The sequence below is a fragment of the Streptomyces sp. MspMP-M5 genome, assembly GCF_000373585.1.
In the GTDB taxonomy this organism is placed as follows: Bacteria; Actinomycetota; Actinomycetes; order Streptomycetales; family Streptomycetaceae; genus Streptomyces.
Window position 1 is genome coordinate 86,302 of sequence record NZ_KB891887.1, and the last position, 15,844, is coordinate 102,145.

12 protein-coding genes and 1 pseudogene are annotated in these 15,844 nt (G+C 71.2%); 5 read left to right on the forward strand and 8 right to left on the reverse strand.

What is annotated here, in order from left to right:
- Positions 1–54 precede the first annotated feature (54 nt).
- Positions 55–708, forward strand: a complete 654-nt coding sequence (locus B073_RS0115720) for a DUF4360 domain-containing protein (protein WP_018539042.1) — start codon at positions 55–57, stop codon at positions 706–708.
- Between the two features lie 155 nt (positions 709–863).
- On the opposite strand, the gene B073_RS0115725 is transcribed toward B073_RS0115720, so the two are convergent.
- The gene (locus tag B073_RS0115725; protein WP_234025093.1) at positions 864–1,910 is read right to left on the reverse strand and encodes a phosphotransferase; all 1,047 of its coding nucleotides are present in this window, start codon (positions 1,908–1,910) and stop codon (positions 864–866) included.
- A gap of 223 nt (positions 1,911–2,133) precedes the next feature.
- On the reverse strand, positions 2,134–3,375 hold the full coding sequence (locus tag B073_RS0115730) for a M20 metallopeptidase family protein (RefSeq protein WP_018539044.1): 1,242 nt from the start codon (positions 3,373–3,375) through the stop codon (positions 2,134–2,136).
- Between the two features lie 119 nt (positions 3,376–3,494).
- Here B073_RS0115730 and B073_RS0115735 point away from each other — a divergent pair, with 119 nt between their 5' ends.
- The 3 genes from B073_RS0115735 (at position 3,495) to B073_RS0115750 (ending at position 7,156) form a co-directional block, all read left to right on the forward strand.
- Positions 3,495–4,559, forward strand: coding sequence for an Lrp/AsnC family transcriptional regulator (locus B073_RS0115735; RefSeq protein ID WP_018539045.1), 1,065 nt, complete (start codon positions 3,495–3,497; stop codon positions 4,557–4,559).
- Between the two features lie 164 nt (positions 4,560–4,723).
- Positions 4,724–4,990, forward strand: coding sequence for a DUF6207 family protein (locus tag B073_RS40070; protein ID WP_234025094.1), 267 nt, complete (start codon positions 4,724–4,726; stop codon positions 4,988–4,990).
- Between the two features lie 561 nt (positions 4,991–5,551).
- Positions 5,552–7,156 (forward strand): purple acid phosphatase family protein, encoded by a 1,605-nt coding sequence (locus B073_RS0115750; RefSeq protein ID WP_018539048.1) that lies wholly within the window; start codon positions 5,552–5,554, stop codon positions 7,154–7,156.
- Positions 7,157–7,186: 30 nt separating this feature from the next.
- On the opposite strand, the gene B073_RS0115755 is transcribed toward B073_RS0115750, so the two are convergent.
- Complete coding sequence (locus B073_RS0115755; protein WP_018539049.1) at positions 7,187–8,044, reverse strand: dienelactone hydrolase family protein; 858 nt, start codon at positions 8,042–8,044, stop codon at positions 7,187–7,189.
- Between the two features lie 178 nt (positions 8,045–8,222).
- Positions 8,223–8,792 (reverse strand): signal peptidase II, encoded by a 570-nt coding sequence (gene lspA, locus B073_RS0115760; protein ID WP_018539050.1) that lies wholly within the window; start codon positions 8,790–8,792, stop codon positions 8,223–8,225.
- Between the two features lie 197 nt (positions 8,793–8,989).
- Here lspA and B073_RS0115765 point away from each other — a divergent pair, with 197 nt between their 5' ends.
- The gene (locus B073_RS0115765) at positions 8,990–11,161 is read left to right on the forward strand and encodes a TerD family protein (protein ID WP_018539051.1); all 2,172 of its coding nucleotides are present in this window, start codon (positions 8,990–8,992) and stop codon (positions 11,159–11,161) included.
- Between the two features lie 215 nt (positions 11,162–11,376).
- On the opposite strand, the gene B073_RS0115770 is transcribed toward B073_RS0115765, so the two are convergent.
- The 4 genes and pseudogenes from B073_RS0115770 to B073_RS0115780 form a co-directional block, all read right to left on the reverse strand.
- Positions 11,377–11,757: a peptidase inhibitor family I36 protein gene (locus B073_RS0115770; protein ID WP_026247415.1), complete on the reverse strand. Its 381-nt coding sequence runs from the start codon at positions 11,755–11,757 to the stop codon at positions 11,377–11,379.
- 267 nt (positions 11,758–12,024) lie between these two features.
- The gene (locus B073_RS47865; RefSeq protein ID WP_037811805.1) at positions 12,025–12,924 is read right to left on the reverse strand and encodes a virginiamycin B lyase; all 900 of its coding nucleotides are present in this window, start codon (positions 12,922–12,924) and stop codon (positions 12,025–12,027) included.
- A gap of 33 nt (positions 12,925–12,957) precedes the next feature.
- Positions 12,958–13,794 (reverse strand): annotated as a pseudogene (locus B073_RS47870) (alpha/beta hydrolase fold domain-containing protein); the annotation flags it as partial.
- Between the two features lie 320 nt (positions 13,795–14,114).
- Positions 14,115–15,800 (reverse strand): hypothetical protein, encoded by a 1,686-nt coding sequence (locus B073_RS0115780; protein WP_018539054.1) that lies wholly within the window; start codon positions 15,798–15,800, stop codon positions 14,115–14,117.
- Positions 15,801–15,844 lie beyond the last annotated feature (44 nt).

Sequence of the window (15,844 nt, forward strand, 5' to 3'; positions counted from 1 at the left end):
CCACCCCTGAAGTGCCCGCACCCGCGGGTCCAGGACGACCGGAAGGACGAGCCCATGCTCAGCACGCTCAGTGCTGGTGCCGCAGTGGCATCCTTGCTCCTCGGCTCGGCATCCCCCACCACGTCGGCCCGGTACGGCGACGACCCGCCGACCGGACGGATCACCATAACCGTCGCCACGGTCAACGGTTCGGGCTGCAGACCCGGCAGCGCCGCCGTGGCCGTCGCCCCCGACAACACCGCCTTCACCGTCACGTACAGCGAGTACCTCGCCCAGGCCGGCGGCAACAGCAAGCCGACCGACGCCCGCAAGAACTGCCAGATCGCCCTCAACGTGCACGTCCCGCAGGGCTTCACCTACGCCATCGCGCGGGCCGACTACCGCGGTTACGCCTCCCTGGCGCCCGGCGCCAAGGGCCTGGAGCAGGCGAACTACTACTTCCAGGGCCAGCCGCAGACGGCCCGCAAGAGCCACAACTTCGCCGGGCCCTACGACGACAACTGGCAGAGCTCGGACGAGACCGATGTCGACCAGCTGGTCTACGCGCCGTGCGGCGAGGAGCGCTACTTCAACATCAACACCGAACTGAGGGTGGACGGCGGCACGGTGGCTCCCCAGGCCACCAGCTACATGGCCATGGACTCCACCGACGGCAGCATCAACACCCTGTACCACTTCGCGTGGAAGGAGTGCCCCGCGCCTAAGTAGCCGTAAGCGAGAACCAGCCGACCGGCCCGGGCCCGTACGCGGCGGCGTACGGGCCCTGCGTAGACCGAGCCGCACTGGCCATACCGGGCCGTACCACCCCACACCGGACCGCCACCGGTTGGCGTCCGTCCGTCCCGTCCTCCGCCCCCAGCCCCTCACAAGGCGGGCTCGGTGAGGAGTTCCCGCAGCGAGGCAGCACTCTCGGCGACTCCCATGGCCGTGGCGTCGGGCGCGTCGGAGGGCGGGGGAAACATGCGCCCCCAGGAATGGGCGCGGCCGAGCGCACCGAGCCGCCAGGCCAGGCGTATCGCACGCCGCAGATCCGCCGTCGTCCGGCCGTCGGCCGTCCAGGGTTCGAGGTACGCATCGCGCAGCCGCGGGAGGGCGTCCGCGCCGAAGCGTTCGCGGACCGCTGCGGCCGGGACCCGGAAGCTGAAGAACGGATGGGAGACGGTGGCGTCGCCCCAGTCGAAGAAGGTGAAGCGCCCCGCGCGCGGGGCGAACAGCTGGCCTTCGTGCAGGTCGGCATGGTCGAGGGAGTCCGCGATCCCCAGGCCGGCCAGCTCCCTGCACCAGTCCGCCAGGCGCGGCCGCAGCGCACCCAGTCTGCTGCGGTCGTCCGGGGACAGTGCGGCGTTGTCGGCCACGATCTGGTCGAAGATGTCCGGCAGTTGAGCCGTACGGGCGCTGGGGACGCCCAGGCGTTCCAGGTGCGCCGTGTGCGGGACGAGTGCGCGTTGCAGGTCGGCGTACTGGGCGAGCGGCTGCTCCCAGGCGCGCGGGTCGGCGGGGCCGCGGTCGAGGACGTCCCGGAACAGCTCCCCGCCGTCGGGCAGCAGCGCCCAGCCCCGCCCGGCATCGACGGCGAGGGGCTCCAGCACCTGACCGGGCACCCAGCGGGCCAGCGCCGCGGTCAGCCCCGCCTCGAAGGCGCTGGCCGGCGGGTTGGCCTTGAACCAGACATCATCGCCCCGACCCACGACCGCCAACCGCATCAGAACCGACCACGGCCGCAGCCGCACCCGCACAGCCCCCTCAGCCGCAGTCCGCAGGCCATGGGCAGCGAGCTCCTGCCGCACCCATCCCAGGGCGGCATCCCGCCACTCACCGCTCTCCCACGGCGTGACCGCCGCCGGATAGCGGCCCCGATCCACCACCATCGCCCCGGCCGCTGCCTCGTCGGCTGCCCGGCCGGCTGTCATCTCGGCTGTCTTCTCGGCTGTCTCGTCACCCTGCACACCGCCATCGCAGCACGCCCACCCCGCCCGTGACCACCGCATTTCGCCGTCACACAGGGTGCGGCCCGAGCGGCCCACACGGACCGCGCCCGCGCCAGGACCAGGGCAACACTGACCCACCCACCCGGATCAGCTTTGCAACAGGCGCGGTGTGCGGAAACCGGTGCCAAGGACTACAGGGGCCGGCTCAGGGAGCGGTGCCTGTCGCCCCCTCCACGGCCCCCTTCACACCCTGCGCCGTACCCGCCAGTCGCCGCTCCGCCAGTTCCGTCAGCAGCGCCGCCTGCCGGTACAGCACCCCGTCGTCGAAGACGGCGCGCGGCGAGTGGATCATCGGAGCGTGCTGCCAGTCGCTTCCCTCCGGGGCCGCGCCCACCAGCAGCATCGCACCGGGGACACGGTTGAGGACGTAGGCGAAGTCCTCGGAGCCGTTGGTGGGTATCGGGGACTCCCACACCTCGCTGGGGGCGAAGAGGTCGCGGGCGGTGGCCACGGCGAAGGCGGTCTCGTCCGCGTTGTTGACGGTCACCGGGTAGTGCCTGCCGTAGTCGGCCTCCGCGTCCAGGCCGTGCGCGGCCGCGATGGAACGCACCAGACGCGGCAGCCCCTCGGCGAGCCGGTCCCGGGCGGACTCGGAGTAACTGCGCACGGTGGCCTGGAACTCGGCGGTGTCGGGGATGACACTGGCCTTGGTGCCCGCGTGGAAGGTGCCGACGGTGACGACGACCGGGTCGAAGATGTCGAAGGTGCGGGTCACCCAGTTCTGCACGGCGGTGACCATCTCGCAGGCCACCGGGACGGGGTCCTTGGCGGCGGCCGGCGTCGAGCCGTGGCCGCCCTCGCCGTGCACCGTCACGGTCAGCAGGTCGGAGGCGGAGGTGATGGTGCCGGAGCGGGTGATGACGACGCCACCGGGCACCTGGTTGGAGGCCACATGCAGGGCGTAGGCGGCGTCGAGCGGTTTGCCGGCCGCGTCCAGCACGCCCTCCTCGATCATCGCACTGGCCCCGTTGTGGCCCTCCTCGCCCGGCTGGAACATGAACACCACGTCGCCGTGCAGGTGTTCCCGGCGTTCGGCCAGCAGCCTGGCCGCGCCGACGAGTCCGGCGGTGTGCAGATCGTGCCCACAGGCATGCATCCGGCCGGGGATCTGGGAGGCGTAGGCCACACCGGTCTCCTCGGTGACCGGCAGGGCGTCCATGTCGCCGCGCAACAGCACCGCTCCGCCGGGCCTGCCGCCGCGCAGCACGGCGGTCACCGAGGTCAGGCCGGTGCCGAGGGTGATCTCCAACGGCAGCCCGTCGAGCGCCGTGAGCACCTTTTCCTGGGTACGCGGCAGTGCCAGGCCCAGCTCCGGCTCCCGGTGCAGCGACCGGCGCAGCCGCTCCAGTTCGGGTTGCAGTTCCTTGGCGCGTTCCACTGCCGACATCTCGGGTCCCGTTCCTGTTGCTCTGGGGGTGACTGGTACGGTCCGTCCGTACCGAGTCCAGGCTGAAGGTCGAGCCGACCGGCGACGCGAATCCGCCGGAAAAACGCAAGGAGGCGCCCGTGACGCAGGATTCCGGACGCGCCCCCGGGTCTCTGGACCATGTGGACCAGGCCCTGGTGCATGCCTTGCAGATCGCGCCGCGGGCCAGCTGGACCCGGATCGGCGCCGTCCTCGGCCTGGACGCCGTGACGGTCGCCAGGCGCTGGAACCGGCTGACCGGGACCGGCGCCGCGTGGATCAGCTGCCACCCGGCCCCGGTGCTGGCCGCGTCGGGCCAGGGGTGCCTGGCGTTCGTGGAGATCGACTGTGCTCCCGGCCGACTGCTGGCGGTGGCGCGGGCACTGGCCGACGCACCGCATGTCGTGGCGCTCTCGCACGTCACCGGGGACCGCGACCTCCAACTCAACGTCATGGCCCGCGATCCGGCGATGCTCTCCCGCTGGGTGACCCATGACCTCGCCGCGCTGGACGGCGTGGTGGCCGCCCGTACGCATCTGGCCGGTCCGGTGCACACCGAGGGCAGCCGGTGGCGCCTGCGGGCCCTCGGCCGGCAGCAGGTCGCACGGCTCGCCGCCGACGCGCCCCGCCGCGGGCCGGCCGCCCCGGCCTTCGTCCTCGACGACCTCGACCAACGGCTGGTCACCGCGCTGTCCGTGGACGGCCGGGCCACCTACCGCGCGCTCGCCGAACAGTGCGACGCGAGCCCCGACACGGTGCGCCGGCACGTCCAGCGCCTGTTCGCCGCGGACATGCTGCACGCCCGGTGCGAGGTCGCCCGACCCCTGTCGGAGTGGCCGGTGACCGTGACGTTCTGGGGCCAGGTCCCGGCAGCCCGGCTGCGCGAGGTGACCCGCCGGGTCACCGGGATGCGCGAGGTCCGTCTGTGCGCGAGCGTCATCAGCCGGCACAACCTGCATCTCGTCGCCTGGGTGCGCTCCCTCGACGACGCCCAGCGGTTCGAGGTCCGCCTCGCCGAGCGGACCCCGGACCTGACCGTCGCCGAACGCGCGGTCGCGCTCTGGCACATGAAGCACGGCGGCCATCTCCTCGACGAGGAGGGCTACCGGGTCGGCGCAACGCCGCTGGCCCTCTGGCGGGAACCGGCCGCGGCCCGGCACGCCTGACGCGGCCGACGGCGCCCCTCCTGCCGTTCCGGTCCGGTGCCGTCCGGCTGAGCAGGGGTGAACCACAGCCACGTACGGTCAACTCACCATCCCCACGGACCACGTTCGGATGAACCCTGCCCGCTTCTCCTTACGCCACGGGTCGAAATAGGTCATACAGAACTGTGCATATCCACGAGGAACATGTCAGCGAGCCCGGCATGGTCGTCATCGACGTCACCGCGGCCGACGAAGCCACCGCCACCCTTGCCGCGGCCGAGCTGGGGCGCCTGTGGCGATCCAGCGGCCCCTCCGCGCCCTGGCACACCCCCGGCCGGCCCGGCGTCTCCGTCCGCGCCTATCTGGACCTGCGCCATCGGCCCTCGCCGGCCCCCGAAGAGGTGCACCCGCTGCCCGCGCGGCGGCGGAAGGACCGGACTCACGGCAAGTAGGCCGCGCCCACCACGACGGTCAGGACGAGGAGGACCGCCACCACCGCGACGGCGGCGGCGATCACCCCGCGGTTCACGCACGGCACCGTCGGCACCTCCCGTGGCACGCACCACGAACAACAGCGGTCCGCTCTGACGCGCCGCTGCTCCAGCCAGTAGGCCCCGCGCAGCCGTGGCGTACCGGCGCTTTCCGGCTCGGAGACGGAAGACTCCATGCCCGGCCAAACGAGGACGCGCCGCGGAGGACACCGCCACCGTCGCCCATCGCAACCGTATCGTCACCCCGCGGACGACTGTTGCCCGACGGCGCCCCCGTTCCACGTCGCTTCGCATCGCGGCACCGTACTTGCCAGCGATCCCCCATCCCTCGAACAAAGGTAAGGCGCCTGACTGCCCGGCTCGGCGTCGACCGGCATACAGTGCACCTGACCACTGCGCCTCTTTCCAACCTCTTCCAACCTCTTCCAACCTCCTTCCAGACTCCTTCCTTTCTGCCTCCTTCAGGCTCCTTCAGGCTGCTGCCAGATTCCGTCCAACTTCCCTCTCCTCTAGGGGCGTTATATGTCGATCGCGCGCAGATCGCTGCTGACCGGTTCGACGGCGGCCGCGGCCGCCACCGCACTCGGCGCCGTGGGGAACGCCGAGGCCGCCGCTCCCAACCCGCTGCTCCAGCGCACGCCCAGCCGTCTCGGGGTGCCCGGAGTGACCGGGCTGCACCTCCAGTTCGGCGCCGACCCCGCCACCGAGATGACGGTGTCCTGGATCAGTCCCCGGTCCGTTCGCCGTCCGCAGGTGCGCCTGGGATCGCCGGACGGCGGCACCGGGCAGGTCGTCGAGGCCGAGACCCGCACATATCGGGACGGGTTGTCCGGCGAGGAGGTGTATGTGCACCATGCCCGGCTCAGCGGGCTGCGGCCCGACACCACCTATCTCTACGCGGCCGGGCATGACGGTGCGGCGGCGGAGAGCGGTTCGTTCACCACAGCGCCGCGCGGGCGTACCGCGTTCACCTTCACCAGCTTCGGCGACCAGGGTGCACCCAACCTCCGACGCATCGTCAAGTGGCCTACGGGCAGCATGCCTTCGCCCTCGGGGCGGTTTCCGCTCTACACCAGCAGCCAGGCCGGTACACCGGCCTCCGCCGACATCGTGGCCGCGGTGGAACGGGTCGGGCCGCTGTTCAACCTGGTCAACGGCGACCTGTGCTACGCCTCCGCGGCCGGCGTCTTCGGGCAGAACCGCGTCGCGACCTGGGCCGACTGGTTCATCAGCAACAGCCGTTCGACGCGGTTGCGCCCATGGATGCCCTGCCTGGGAAACGGCGAGAACGAGAAGGGCAACGGGCCGTTGGGGCTGACCGGTTACCAGGCGTACTACACACTGCCCGACTCGACGACCGATGCCGATCCCGAGACGCGCGGGCTGTGGTACGCGTTCACCGTCGGCGCCGTCCGCTTCATCAGCCTGGCCAACGACGACGTGGCGATCCAGGACACCGGCGACACGTATGTGCACGGTTTCTCCGGTGGCGCGCAACGTCGTTGGCTGGAGCGGGAGTTGAGGGCGGCGCGGGCGCACGAAGGCATCGACTGGATCGTGGTCTTCATGCACCACCCGATGATCTCCAGCAGCCGCAGTGGCAGCGGCAGCGACCTCGGCATCCGCACGGCGTGGGGCCCGCTGTTCGATGCGTACGGGGTGGACTTGGTGCTGTGCGGGCACGAGCACTACTACGAGCGGTCGCTGCCGGTCCGCGGTGCCCTGCCGAACGAGGCGCGTACTCCGATCCCGGTCTCGACCAGGACCGATGTCGCAGACACCGGCAAGGGCACGGTCCACATGATCATCGGTGGCGGGGGCAACTTCGCGACCACTCAGGACGATCTGTTCGACGAGCCCAAGGGGCGCGTAGTCGTCGATCTGAGCAAGGAGACCGAGGGCCGCCACCGCAAGGCCGTCTTCGTCACCGAGGACGCCCCCTGGCGCGCCGTCCAGGACCGGGTCCACACACACGGCTTCGCCGCGTTCGACGTGGATCCGGGCGACCCCCGTACCGGCCGCACCCGCATCCACGTCACGTACTACACCTTCGACGGCCCCTACGGCGAGCTGACTCCGGTGGACACCTTCATCCTGGAACGGCCACGCAAGGCCGGTCGACGCTGAGGACCGGTGACTCAGCGGAACGACCTACCGTCAATTTCCTCCCGGCGCGGTGCTGTTGGTCGGGTCGGGCTGTTCGAGCAGGCGCTTGCGGAAGAGGTCGAGTACGTCGTCCAGCGCCTCGCGGGTCGGCTGGCCGGGCTCGTCGACGAGGTGCTCGGTGAGCACGGAGTGCGGCGCCAGCGCGGACTGCGGGTTCGCGGCGGACGCCGGGAGTTCGACGGCGGTGAACGCGTCGCCCAGTTCGCGGCGCAGGAACGCGAAGCGGTCGCGCGGCACCAGCCGGTCGCCGTGGAACCGCAGCCCCATCACCTGAAGGCCCTCGCGTTCGCAGCGGCCGCGTACGGTGGCGAGGTCCTCGGCGGAGATGTCGATACCGCCGGCCCGGCTGCGAGTGACGGCCAGTGGCAGCGACGGCTGGGACAGCACGGGGGCGAGCAGCCGGTCGTCGACGGCCATGGCCAGGGCGAACCCGCCGGTCAGGCACATGCCGACGGCCCCGACACCGGGCCCTCCGCAGCGCTCGTGCTCATGGGCGGCCAGGGCCCGCAGCCAGGTCACCACGGGAGAGGACTTTCCGGTGGCCAGGACGGTGAACTCCCGGCTGACGCAGACCTTTCGCACCGTCGAGGCGGTATAGAGGGTGGACTTGAGCCAACCGACCTCGTTCGGGTCCACTTCACGGCCGGGGGTGCCGAAGAGGACCGGGAGCACGGCGGTACAGCCGATGGCGGCGACTCGTTCCGCGAACTTCAGCACCTTCGGCGTGATGCCTGGGACCTCCGCGATCACGATCACCGCGGGCCCGGTGCCGCGCCGGAGTATGCGGCGGGTGACGCCGCCGTGGGTGAAGGTTGCGCGGTCGAATCCGGTCAGGTCATGGTCTGCCATGGAATACCACCGTTGCGATCGATGCCCGGTCGGGGACTGGTCGAGGACTGGTCGGGATCTGGTCAGGGGCTGGTCGGGGGCTGGTCGGGAAAGCGGTCGGGGACTGGTCAGGAGAGTGGTCGGTCGGATGGTGGCCGGGTGATGCCCGGGTGGTGCCTGTCGGGTCGGGCGGGGCGGCTCAGACGGTCAACTCACCTGTCTTTGTCCCGGTATCGCTATCGCCCAGCTCCCAGCCTCGGAAGGAGCAGAACACGATCAGGACACCGCCGCAGACGATCGCCCAGTCGGCGAGGTTCATCACGCTGAAGCCGCGGACGGCGATGAAGTCGACGACCGCGCCTTGGAGGCCCCCGGGGGCACGGAAGAGACGGTCCGTGAGGTTGCCGAGGGCACCGCCCAGCAGGAGGCCCAGTGCTATCGCCCACGGGACGCTGTAGAGCTTGCGCGCCAGGCGGACGATCGCGACGACGACGGCCACCGCGATGAGCGTGAACAGGATGGTCATCGCCCCGCCCATACCGAAGGCCGCACCGGAGTTGCGCGTCACCCGGAGTTCCAGCCAGGTGCCGAGCACCGGGACCGACGGCCGGTACTCCAGCTTCTCCACCACCGCCAGTTTGCTGCACAGGTCGATCAGATAGGCGCAGCCCGTCACTGCCAGCAGAAGGGCGACGCGCCGCCGTCCGCCGCGCCGTACCGCTCCCCCGCCCGTGGTGTCCGCCTCGCTGTCCTGCCCTGGATTCGCCACGTTCCGCCCCCTCGACATCCGTTGTCCGGCCCACCTTAATCCCGTCGAACTCCCGCAGCGCGCTTGGCTGTCGCGTGCTGCGGCGCCAGAGCGGCTGCGTTCGGTGAGCGCCTGGGCCGGGCGAGGTCGGGCCGGGCCGGGCCCGGCGAAGCGAAACCCGGGTGCGCCGGCGAACGCGTGTCTGGGATCATGCGGGAATGGGAAACGGCCTTGCTTCACTGGTCATCCGCCACACCCACCGCCTTCCCGCCCCCACGGGGCCGGCCGGGGACGGTGACGTCGCGGCGCGGCAGTTCGACGCCGCGCTGATGTCGGTGGGCTTCAAACTCTCCGGGGAGCTGCTGGCGCACCTGTCGGGGCTGTCCACGGACACAGTCGTCGACACCGCCGTAGACACCCTGCGCACGGTCCGCACGATGGTCGGCGACCATGTCGAGCACAACGTGTACTTTCGCGACTTCCCGGCCCATGTGCCCGCGACCTTCGACTTCTGGATGCACTGCATCGGCCAGGCACTTGCCGACGACAGCGCCCGCGACCACACTCTCGAACAGCTCCGCAGCGGCGTACTGGACCTGCTCACCCTGCCGACCTACGGCGCGTACCAACACACCTACACCGAGATGCTCGCCGCTCACGACGAGTTGATCGCGGCGGCCGGCGACCGTCTGACTGTGCTGCATCTGGGCGGCAGCCCGGCGGACGAGACCACCGCCGCGTACCTCGCGCTGGCCGGCAGCAGCACCCCTCTCGGTGACGACGTCCGCGACGATCTGCGGCTGCTCGCCGAGCACTGCGCCACCGGCCCCCAGCCCGAGTCCATCCCTGTCCGCGAGAACCGCGCGCTGGTCAACCAGGCCCGCCTGGCCATCGGCGCCGAACTCCTCCTGGACACGGTCACGGACGTGCTCCGCTTGGCCTGTGCGCTGTCGGACGGTGATGTGACGCTCCAGGAGCCGACCCGCTTCCGTGCTCTGTCCCGGCCGGTCCGGCGCGCCCTTCTCGCGGGGCTCGACCACGTGATCGCCGCCTCCCCGGCCAAGCTCGCGGACGTAACGGCCCACCGCGAGCCGTGGAAGCGCCTGGGCGAGCGCCTCCATCCGCACGAGTACCCGCGCTGGCCGCACGCCGCCTCGGTGTTCGCCGTCGCCCGCGGCGATGCACCGGCCCGCTCCCTGGACAGCCGCGTTGGAGAGTGTCTGGACAGGCAGGACCTCACCGGCGCACTGGAGCTGCTGACCGCCGCGCCGGGCAAGCTGTTCCGCGCCCTGGACCGGCTGCTGCGCAGTGCGCGCACCCAAGAGGAACGCGACGCCATCGCGGCCGCCGCCGAACGGGTCGCGCGCCAGGTCTCCGGCCGCGTCCTGCTCTCCGTCCGCGAACACCTCCACAACCGCGCCGAGGAGACCGACGAACGCCGGGTCTTCGTCAACGGCCGGGGCCGTGCCTGGGTCACCTTCGACACCCGCCTGCCCGTGCCGCCGACCGAACGCAAGCGGCTGGCGGCCACGTTGGACGCCGAGATCCGCCGCCGCCTGCCGGCCCCGGGCCGACTGCTCATCGACCCGGCCGTGCTGGATGTCGCGCTTCCGCTCAGCGGCAAGGCGACCACCTCCGGCCTCGGTGTGCTCCCGCGCGGTTCGGTCTCGTCCGTCGACGGCGAACTGCTGCGCTTCTTCGTCTACTGGAAGCAGACCTCCCGCAACACCGACTACGACCTGTCGGCACTGATGCTCAACGCCGACTACTCCACACACTCCTGGCTGTCCTACACCGCCCTGACCGCCGTCGGCGGCAAGCACTCCGGCGATATCACCCAAGCACCCGACGGCGCCTCGGAGTTCATCGATCTGCGCCTGGACGTGGTGCCCGGCACCTTCATCGTCCCGCAGGTCAACATCTACTCCGGCGAGGGCTTCGACGAGGTCGAGGAGTCGTTCTTCGGCTTCATGCTGCGCGACGCCGAACAGCGCGGCCGCCCGTTCGAACCACGCACCGTGCGCATGAAGTCGGAACTCCGCGGCCCCGGCCGGGTCGCCCTGCCGCTGGCGTTCCAACGCGGCAACGACGGCCACTGGCGCGCCAAGTGGCTGCACCTGTACCTGACGGGCACACCGACGTCCAACCAGGTCGAGGGGAACCGCGTCTCGGTCGCCACCCTGCTGCGCGGCATCGTCGAACGCGACTACCTCACGGTCCGGTACCTCGCCGACCTGATGGCCGAATCCGCCACGTCCGTCACCCTGTGGGAAGGCCAGGCGCCCCCCGACGAGCCGGTCACCTACCTCGGTCTGGCGCGCCCCGACGGCCTGCACCCGGACTCCCGGGTCATCACCCCCGGAAATCTCCGCGACCTGATCCCCGCCTGACTGTTATCGTTGGCCATGGCGAGGCCATGAGGGGACTTCCTTCTCAACTTCCTTGAATCTAGTCCCCTCGCTTTCCTCGCCCTCGACTTCGTACGAGCCGCACACGGGCCGGCCAGGCAGGGGGATTTCCCTCTGCACAGGCCGGCCCGCACAGCGCCATCATCCAGGCGTCAGGCCCTCATCAGGCCAGGCAGGCCGTCAGCCCAGGCAGTGCGTCACTGCGGGCGGAAGGAACGGATCTGGTAGTCGCCCTGCAGGTTGCCGCCGGCTCCGGCATGGGTGGAGCCGACCCGACCGTGGTAGTTGGTCTGGGTGTAGTACTGCACCCGGTGGCCGGTGCCGTTCCACAGGGAGCGGACTTTCAGGCCCCTCCGGATGAAGGAACAGTCGTCCGCGGTGTTCGCCTTGCTCCGCTGCGACCACTGGCAGCGGGTCCCGCCGCCGTTCCAGCCGCTGTAGATGCAGAAGTAGCCGGGAGTACAACGGTAGGACGCGTGGTGAGCGGGCGCCGCGGAGGCGGCGGTTGCGGTGGGTGCGAGGCCGAACACGACCGCCAGGGCGGCCGAAGCGACGGCGAACGAACGCATGCGACGCATGGCAATGCTCCTCGATGTAGGCGGGAATACCACTGCCGCCGGCGAAGCCAACGGCCAGTCGTGGAACCCCGCCAGTATCAGCCGACGCCCAGGCCGCGATGGGGCGGTTTTCCGGACTCTTCGACCCGTCGTGGATGCACGGCGGCGTGCGCGCCGGGTGCACCCCGGCGCCTGCGCCCCGATGCACCCCCGCACGCCCTTCCGTGGCGTCCGCGACCGCCGCCCGTGCCTGGGCAACACACAGTCGTCCCAGGCACGGCGCGTGGCCTATTCCGCGGGTACCGCGACGCTGGCCAGGGAGCCCGTCTCCAAGGCACACCAGACCGCACCGCGGTACTGGACGATGCCGTGCGGTTCACAGGCAGGGCGGGGCAGGTCGTATCCGGTGATCCTGCCGTCGGTGTCGATCCGCCCGACCCGGTTGCCGCCCCACTCGGTAAACCACACGGCGCCGTCGGGCCCGGTGGTGAGGGCGTGCGGACGTGCCTGGCGATCGGGCAGCGGGTACTCGGTGATGGTGCCGTCCACCGTGATGCGGCCGATCTGCCCCGCACCGATCTCGGTGAACCACAGCGCACCGTCCGGGCCCGCCGCGATGCCCACCGGGGCGGCGGACGGCGTCGGCAGCGGGTACGCGGTGGCCTCGCCGTCGACGGTGATCCGGCCGATGGCGTTGCCCTGGTTGAGGGTGAACCACAGGGCCCCGTCGGGCCCGGCGGTGAGGGCGGACGGGAAGGCACCGGGTGACGGGTACTCGGTGATCTCGCCGTCCATGGTGATCCGGCCGATGCGGTCGGCTGCGGACAGCGTGAACCACATCGCGCCGTCCGGACCCGCGGCGATCCCGAACGGCCCGCCGTCCGCGGTCGGCGGCGCGAAGGAGGTGGCCCGGCCGTCGACGGTGATCCGGCCGATGCGGTGGGTGCCGTACTCGCTGAACCACAGGGCGCCGTCGGGTCCTTGGGCGATCACGGTGGGGCGCGCACCGACCGGATGGACGGTGACCTGGCCGTCCTCGTCCCGGCGGCCGATCGCCCCCTGGTGGACCAGCGTGAACCACAGGGCCCCGTCGGGTCCCTCCGCAAGGGCGTAGGGGCCCGCCTCCGGGCCGCTGACGGCGACCTCGCGGACCGGATCGGCGAGCCAGCGGCCGAGCCGGTCGAGCAACCCCTCGCCCGCCTCGGAGAGATGGAAGGCGTGCGGCAGGTCCGTGTACTCGTCCAGGCACACGCTCACTCCGGCGGCGTCCGCGGCCTCGGCGAAGCGGCGGGCGTCGTCCCGCAGGACCTCGTCGGTGCCGACGGCGACGAGCAGCGGCGGCAGTCCGCGCGGATCGCCGTACAGCGGTGACTGGGGCGCCTCTTTCGGATCGGCGCCGGCCAGGTACGCGCCGGCGACGGCGGCGAGGACGTCCTGGCTGAGCACGTCCTTCCCGTCGTTGGCGGCCAGCGACGCACCGGTCAGGGCAAAGTCGGTGATCGGAGAGATCGCGACGGCGGCGCCGGGCAGCGGGCCGCCGGTGCGCTTGAGCTCCAGCAAGGCGGAGAGCACCAGGGTGGCGCCGGCCGACTCACCGACGAAGACCACGTCCGAGGCGGCGATGCCCTCGTCCAACACGGCCTGCCAGGCGGCGAGGACGTCCTCCAGCGCCGCGGGGTAGGGGTCGGCGGGCAACAGACGGTAGCCCACGCGCAGAGCCGGTCGTGCGGTTGCCTGGGACAGGCGGTAGGCCATGACGCGCTCGGCCTCGGGCATGGTGTGGGCGAACCCACCACCGTGCACATAGAGCACCGCGCCGCCCCCGGCCCCGGGCGCGCGTACCCAGTCGCCGCGCACCTCGGCATCGGCCGGGAGCGGGACGGCGACCAGCGCGTCGGCGTGCTCACGGACAGCCTGCGCCTGCCCGGGTGCCGGGGGTACAGCAATGACGTTCAGCAACGATCCTCCGTGTGCGGGGTTGGGGTGGTGGTGGGGGTGGGTGACGGCCGGGGTGACCCCTGAGGCCGAGAGCGAAGAGAGCCACGGCCACCCGGACACCCAACACCCCTACTGCCCATGGGAGTTCATCTGCGACCGGCTCCGCGAGTCGCCCCATCCCATAGCCCATCCCACAGAAGTATGGAAGTTACGACGGCGGTAAATTTATTCGCCGTACAAACCAGGCGTCAACATCAATTGTTGCAGGTGAGACTCGACGAGTGCGGCGGCTGCCTGGAAGACCTCGACGGGTGCGTTCGCTGGGGTCGCGTGGCCGGGGGCGCGTCATGGATCGGTACCGCTTCGAAGTGCAACGGTGACGCCACGGCACCATCGTCAACGCCGACTTGTCGGCGCAGTGACCACGCAGCGACCACGTGCTAGGCACCCCCGGTCGGCTGCTGGTGCAGATACTGGAGACGGCTCTGTGCCGTGGACACATGGCGGGGGTCGAGCGCGGGCAGCTGACGCAGCAGATTGATCAGCTCGGGGCCGTTCTCAATGGCCTGGTCCGGGTCGGTGATCTGGTTCCAGCAATAGTGGGCGCCGCGGGCCGCGTTGAGGACTTCGGCGGAGTCGGGTGGCTGATGGGCCAGCCGCGTACGGGCGGCCGCCACCCACAGTTGCGTGGCGAGCGGCCAACGGCCGGCGATACGGGCCAGATCGGCACGGATTTCGGCCCATTCAGTGGCTTGCGGCGAATCGTACCCATAGCGCTGCAATGCCTGCTGTTCCCAGGCCGCCGCCATCTCCGCGGCCTGGTCGTGCCGACCCGCCTGCGCCGCCTGCCAGATGAGGGGCTTTGGGTCCGGCGCGGGGGTTGGCGACGGGGGTGCGGGGGTGGCAGGGGAAGCGGGTGGGGGTGGGGATAGGGGTGGGGACGCTGGGGCCGGTGTCGGAGTCGAGGTGGACTGTTGTGGGAGTGCAGGTTGCGGTGGCGGGGTGGGTTGTGCCGCGGGTGTTTCCGGGAGAAGTGGGTCAGGGACGGGCTGACGCTGTGGCGACGCCAGGGGTGGGGACGCGGGGGCTGGCGACGTTGACGGCGCTGGAGAACCGGCAGGCGGCGGGGATAGAGGGGCAGGGGCGGGCGCAGGGGCAGGCGCGGAAGCGGGCGGAAGGGCCGCCGGCTGCTGCGGGGCCGGTACGGGGAACGGGCTCGGCGCGGCGGGTTGCCGCTCCTGGTACCAGGGGTGGTCGCCGACGTGGGGCTGGGCCTCGTTGGACGTCGCGGCCGGCGGGAACGGCGGGTAGGCGTCGAACTCCGCCGGGGCCGAGGCCGGTGCGGGCGCGGACGCGGATTCCCGGCGGCGGAGCGTGGGGAGGAAGGCACGATCGCCGGACAGCAGTCGCTTGATCGGGGCTTTTGGCTGGGTTTCGGCGGTGTCGGGAGGGCAAGGGCCTTCGGCCCGTGGCGTGTTCGGCAGAACGAGCGTGCCGGGCGGTATGGCGGCGGCAGCCACCGTCAGCGTGTGCAGTCGGGCGTTCTCAGGCCGCTCCGGCCGGGAACGCAACACGTCGATCAGATGCTGGGTGTAGACGCTGATGCCGTCGGCCGTCCCGGAGAGGCCGGGCGGTGTGATGACCCCGTACACCTCGGCGTTCACTTCCGGCAGGCCGCCGCGTTCGTGGAGTACGGACCAGGCGGCCTTGTCGGCGGCCATGTCGACCAGCACGGTCGTGGGTCCGGGCCGTCGGCGCAGCTCGTTCTGCACCCATTCCCAGGGCAGTGCGGTGTAGCGGGTGGTGCCGGCGGTCGAGCCTGGGGAAGCGAGGTGGAGCCGGTGGTTCTTGCGGTCCACGGTCAGCAGTCCGGCGAGGTAGACGAGCAGCGGCCCGGAGGCCGCGGCGGCCGTGCGCAACCTGATGAGCATGGTGTTCTGGTCACGTGCGCCATCGAGGTGAACGAAGTCGGCAGGCAGGGTGCTGCCGAGCAGCACGGGGACGGGAACGGCGGTCAGGGCGGCCAAATTGGCGCTGGGTATCACCTGGACGGTGCGTCGGTGCGTGGCCCTGGCCCCCGCGATCAGCAGCACGTGTCCGCGCTGTTCCTCCCCGCTGGTCTGCATAGATGCACCCTACTCATGCGGCGGCCCGGACGACGGCCCGGCTG

Bases quoted from the DNA above. Each gene is read 5' to 3' on its own strand.
- B073_RS0115730 (WP_018539044.1), bottom strand. From the start codon at position 3,375: ATGTCGGCAGTGGAACGCGCCAAGGAACTGCAACCCGAACTGGAGCGG.
- B073_RS0115750 (WP_018539048.1), top strand. From the start codon at position 5,552: ATGTCGATCGCGCGCAGATCGCTGCTGACCGGTTCGACGGCGGCCGCG.
- B073_RS0115770 (WP_026247415.1), bottom strand. From the start codon at position 11,757: ATGCGTCGCATGCGTTCGTTCGCCGTCGCTTCGGCCGCCCTGGCGGTC.
- B073_RS0115725 (WP_234025093.1), bottom strand. From the start codon at position 1,910: ATGACAGCCGGCCGGGCAGCCGACGAGGCAGCGGCCGGGGCGATGGTG.
- B073_RS0115765 (WP_018539051.1), top strand. From the start codon at position 8,990: ATGGGAAACGGCCTTGCTTCACTGGTCATCCGCCACACCCACCGCCTT.
- B073_RS0115720 (WP_018539042.1), top strand. From the start codon at position 55: ATGCTCAGCACGCTCAGTGCTGGTGCCGCAGTGGCATCCTTGCTCCTC.
- B073_RS0115780 (WP_018539054.1), bottom strand. From the start codon at position 15,800: ATGCAGACCAGCGGGGAGGAACAGCGCGGACACGTGCTGCTGATCGCG.
- B073_RS0115755 (WP_018539049.1), bottom strand. From the start codon at position 8,044: ATGGCAGACCATGACCTGACCGGATTCGACCGCGCAACCTTCACCCAC.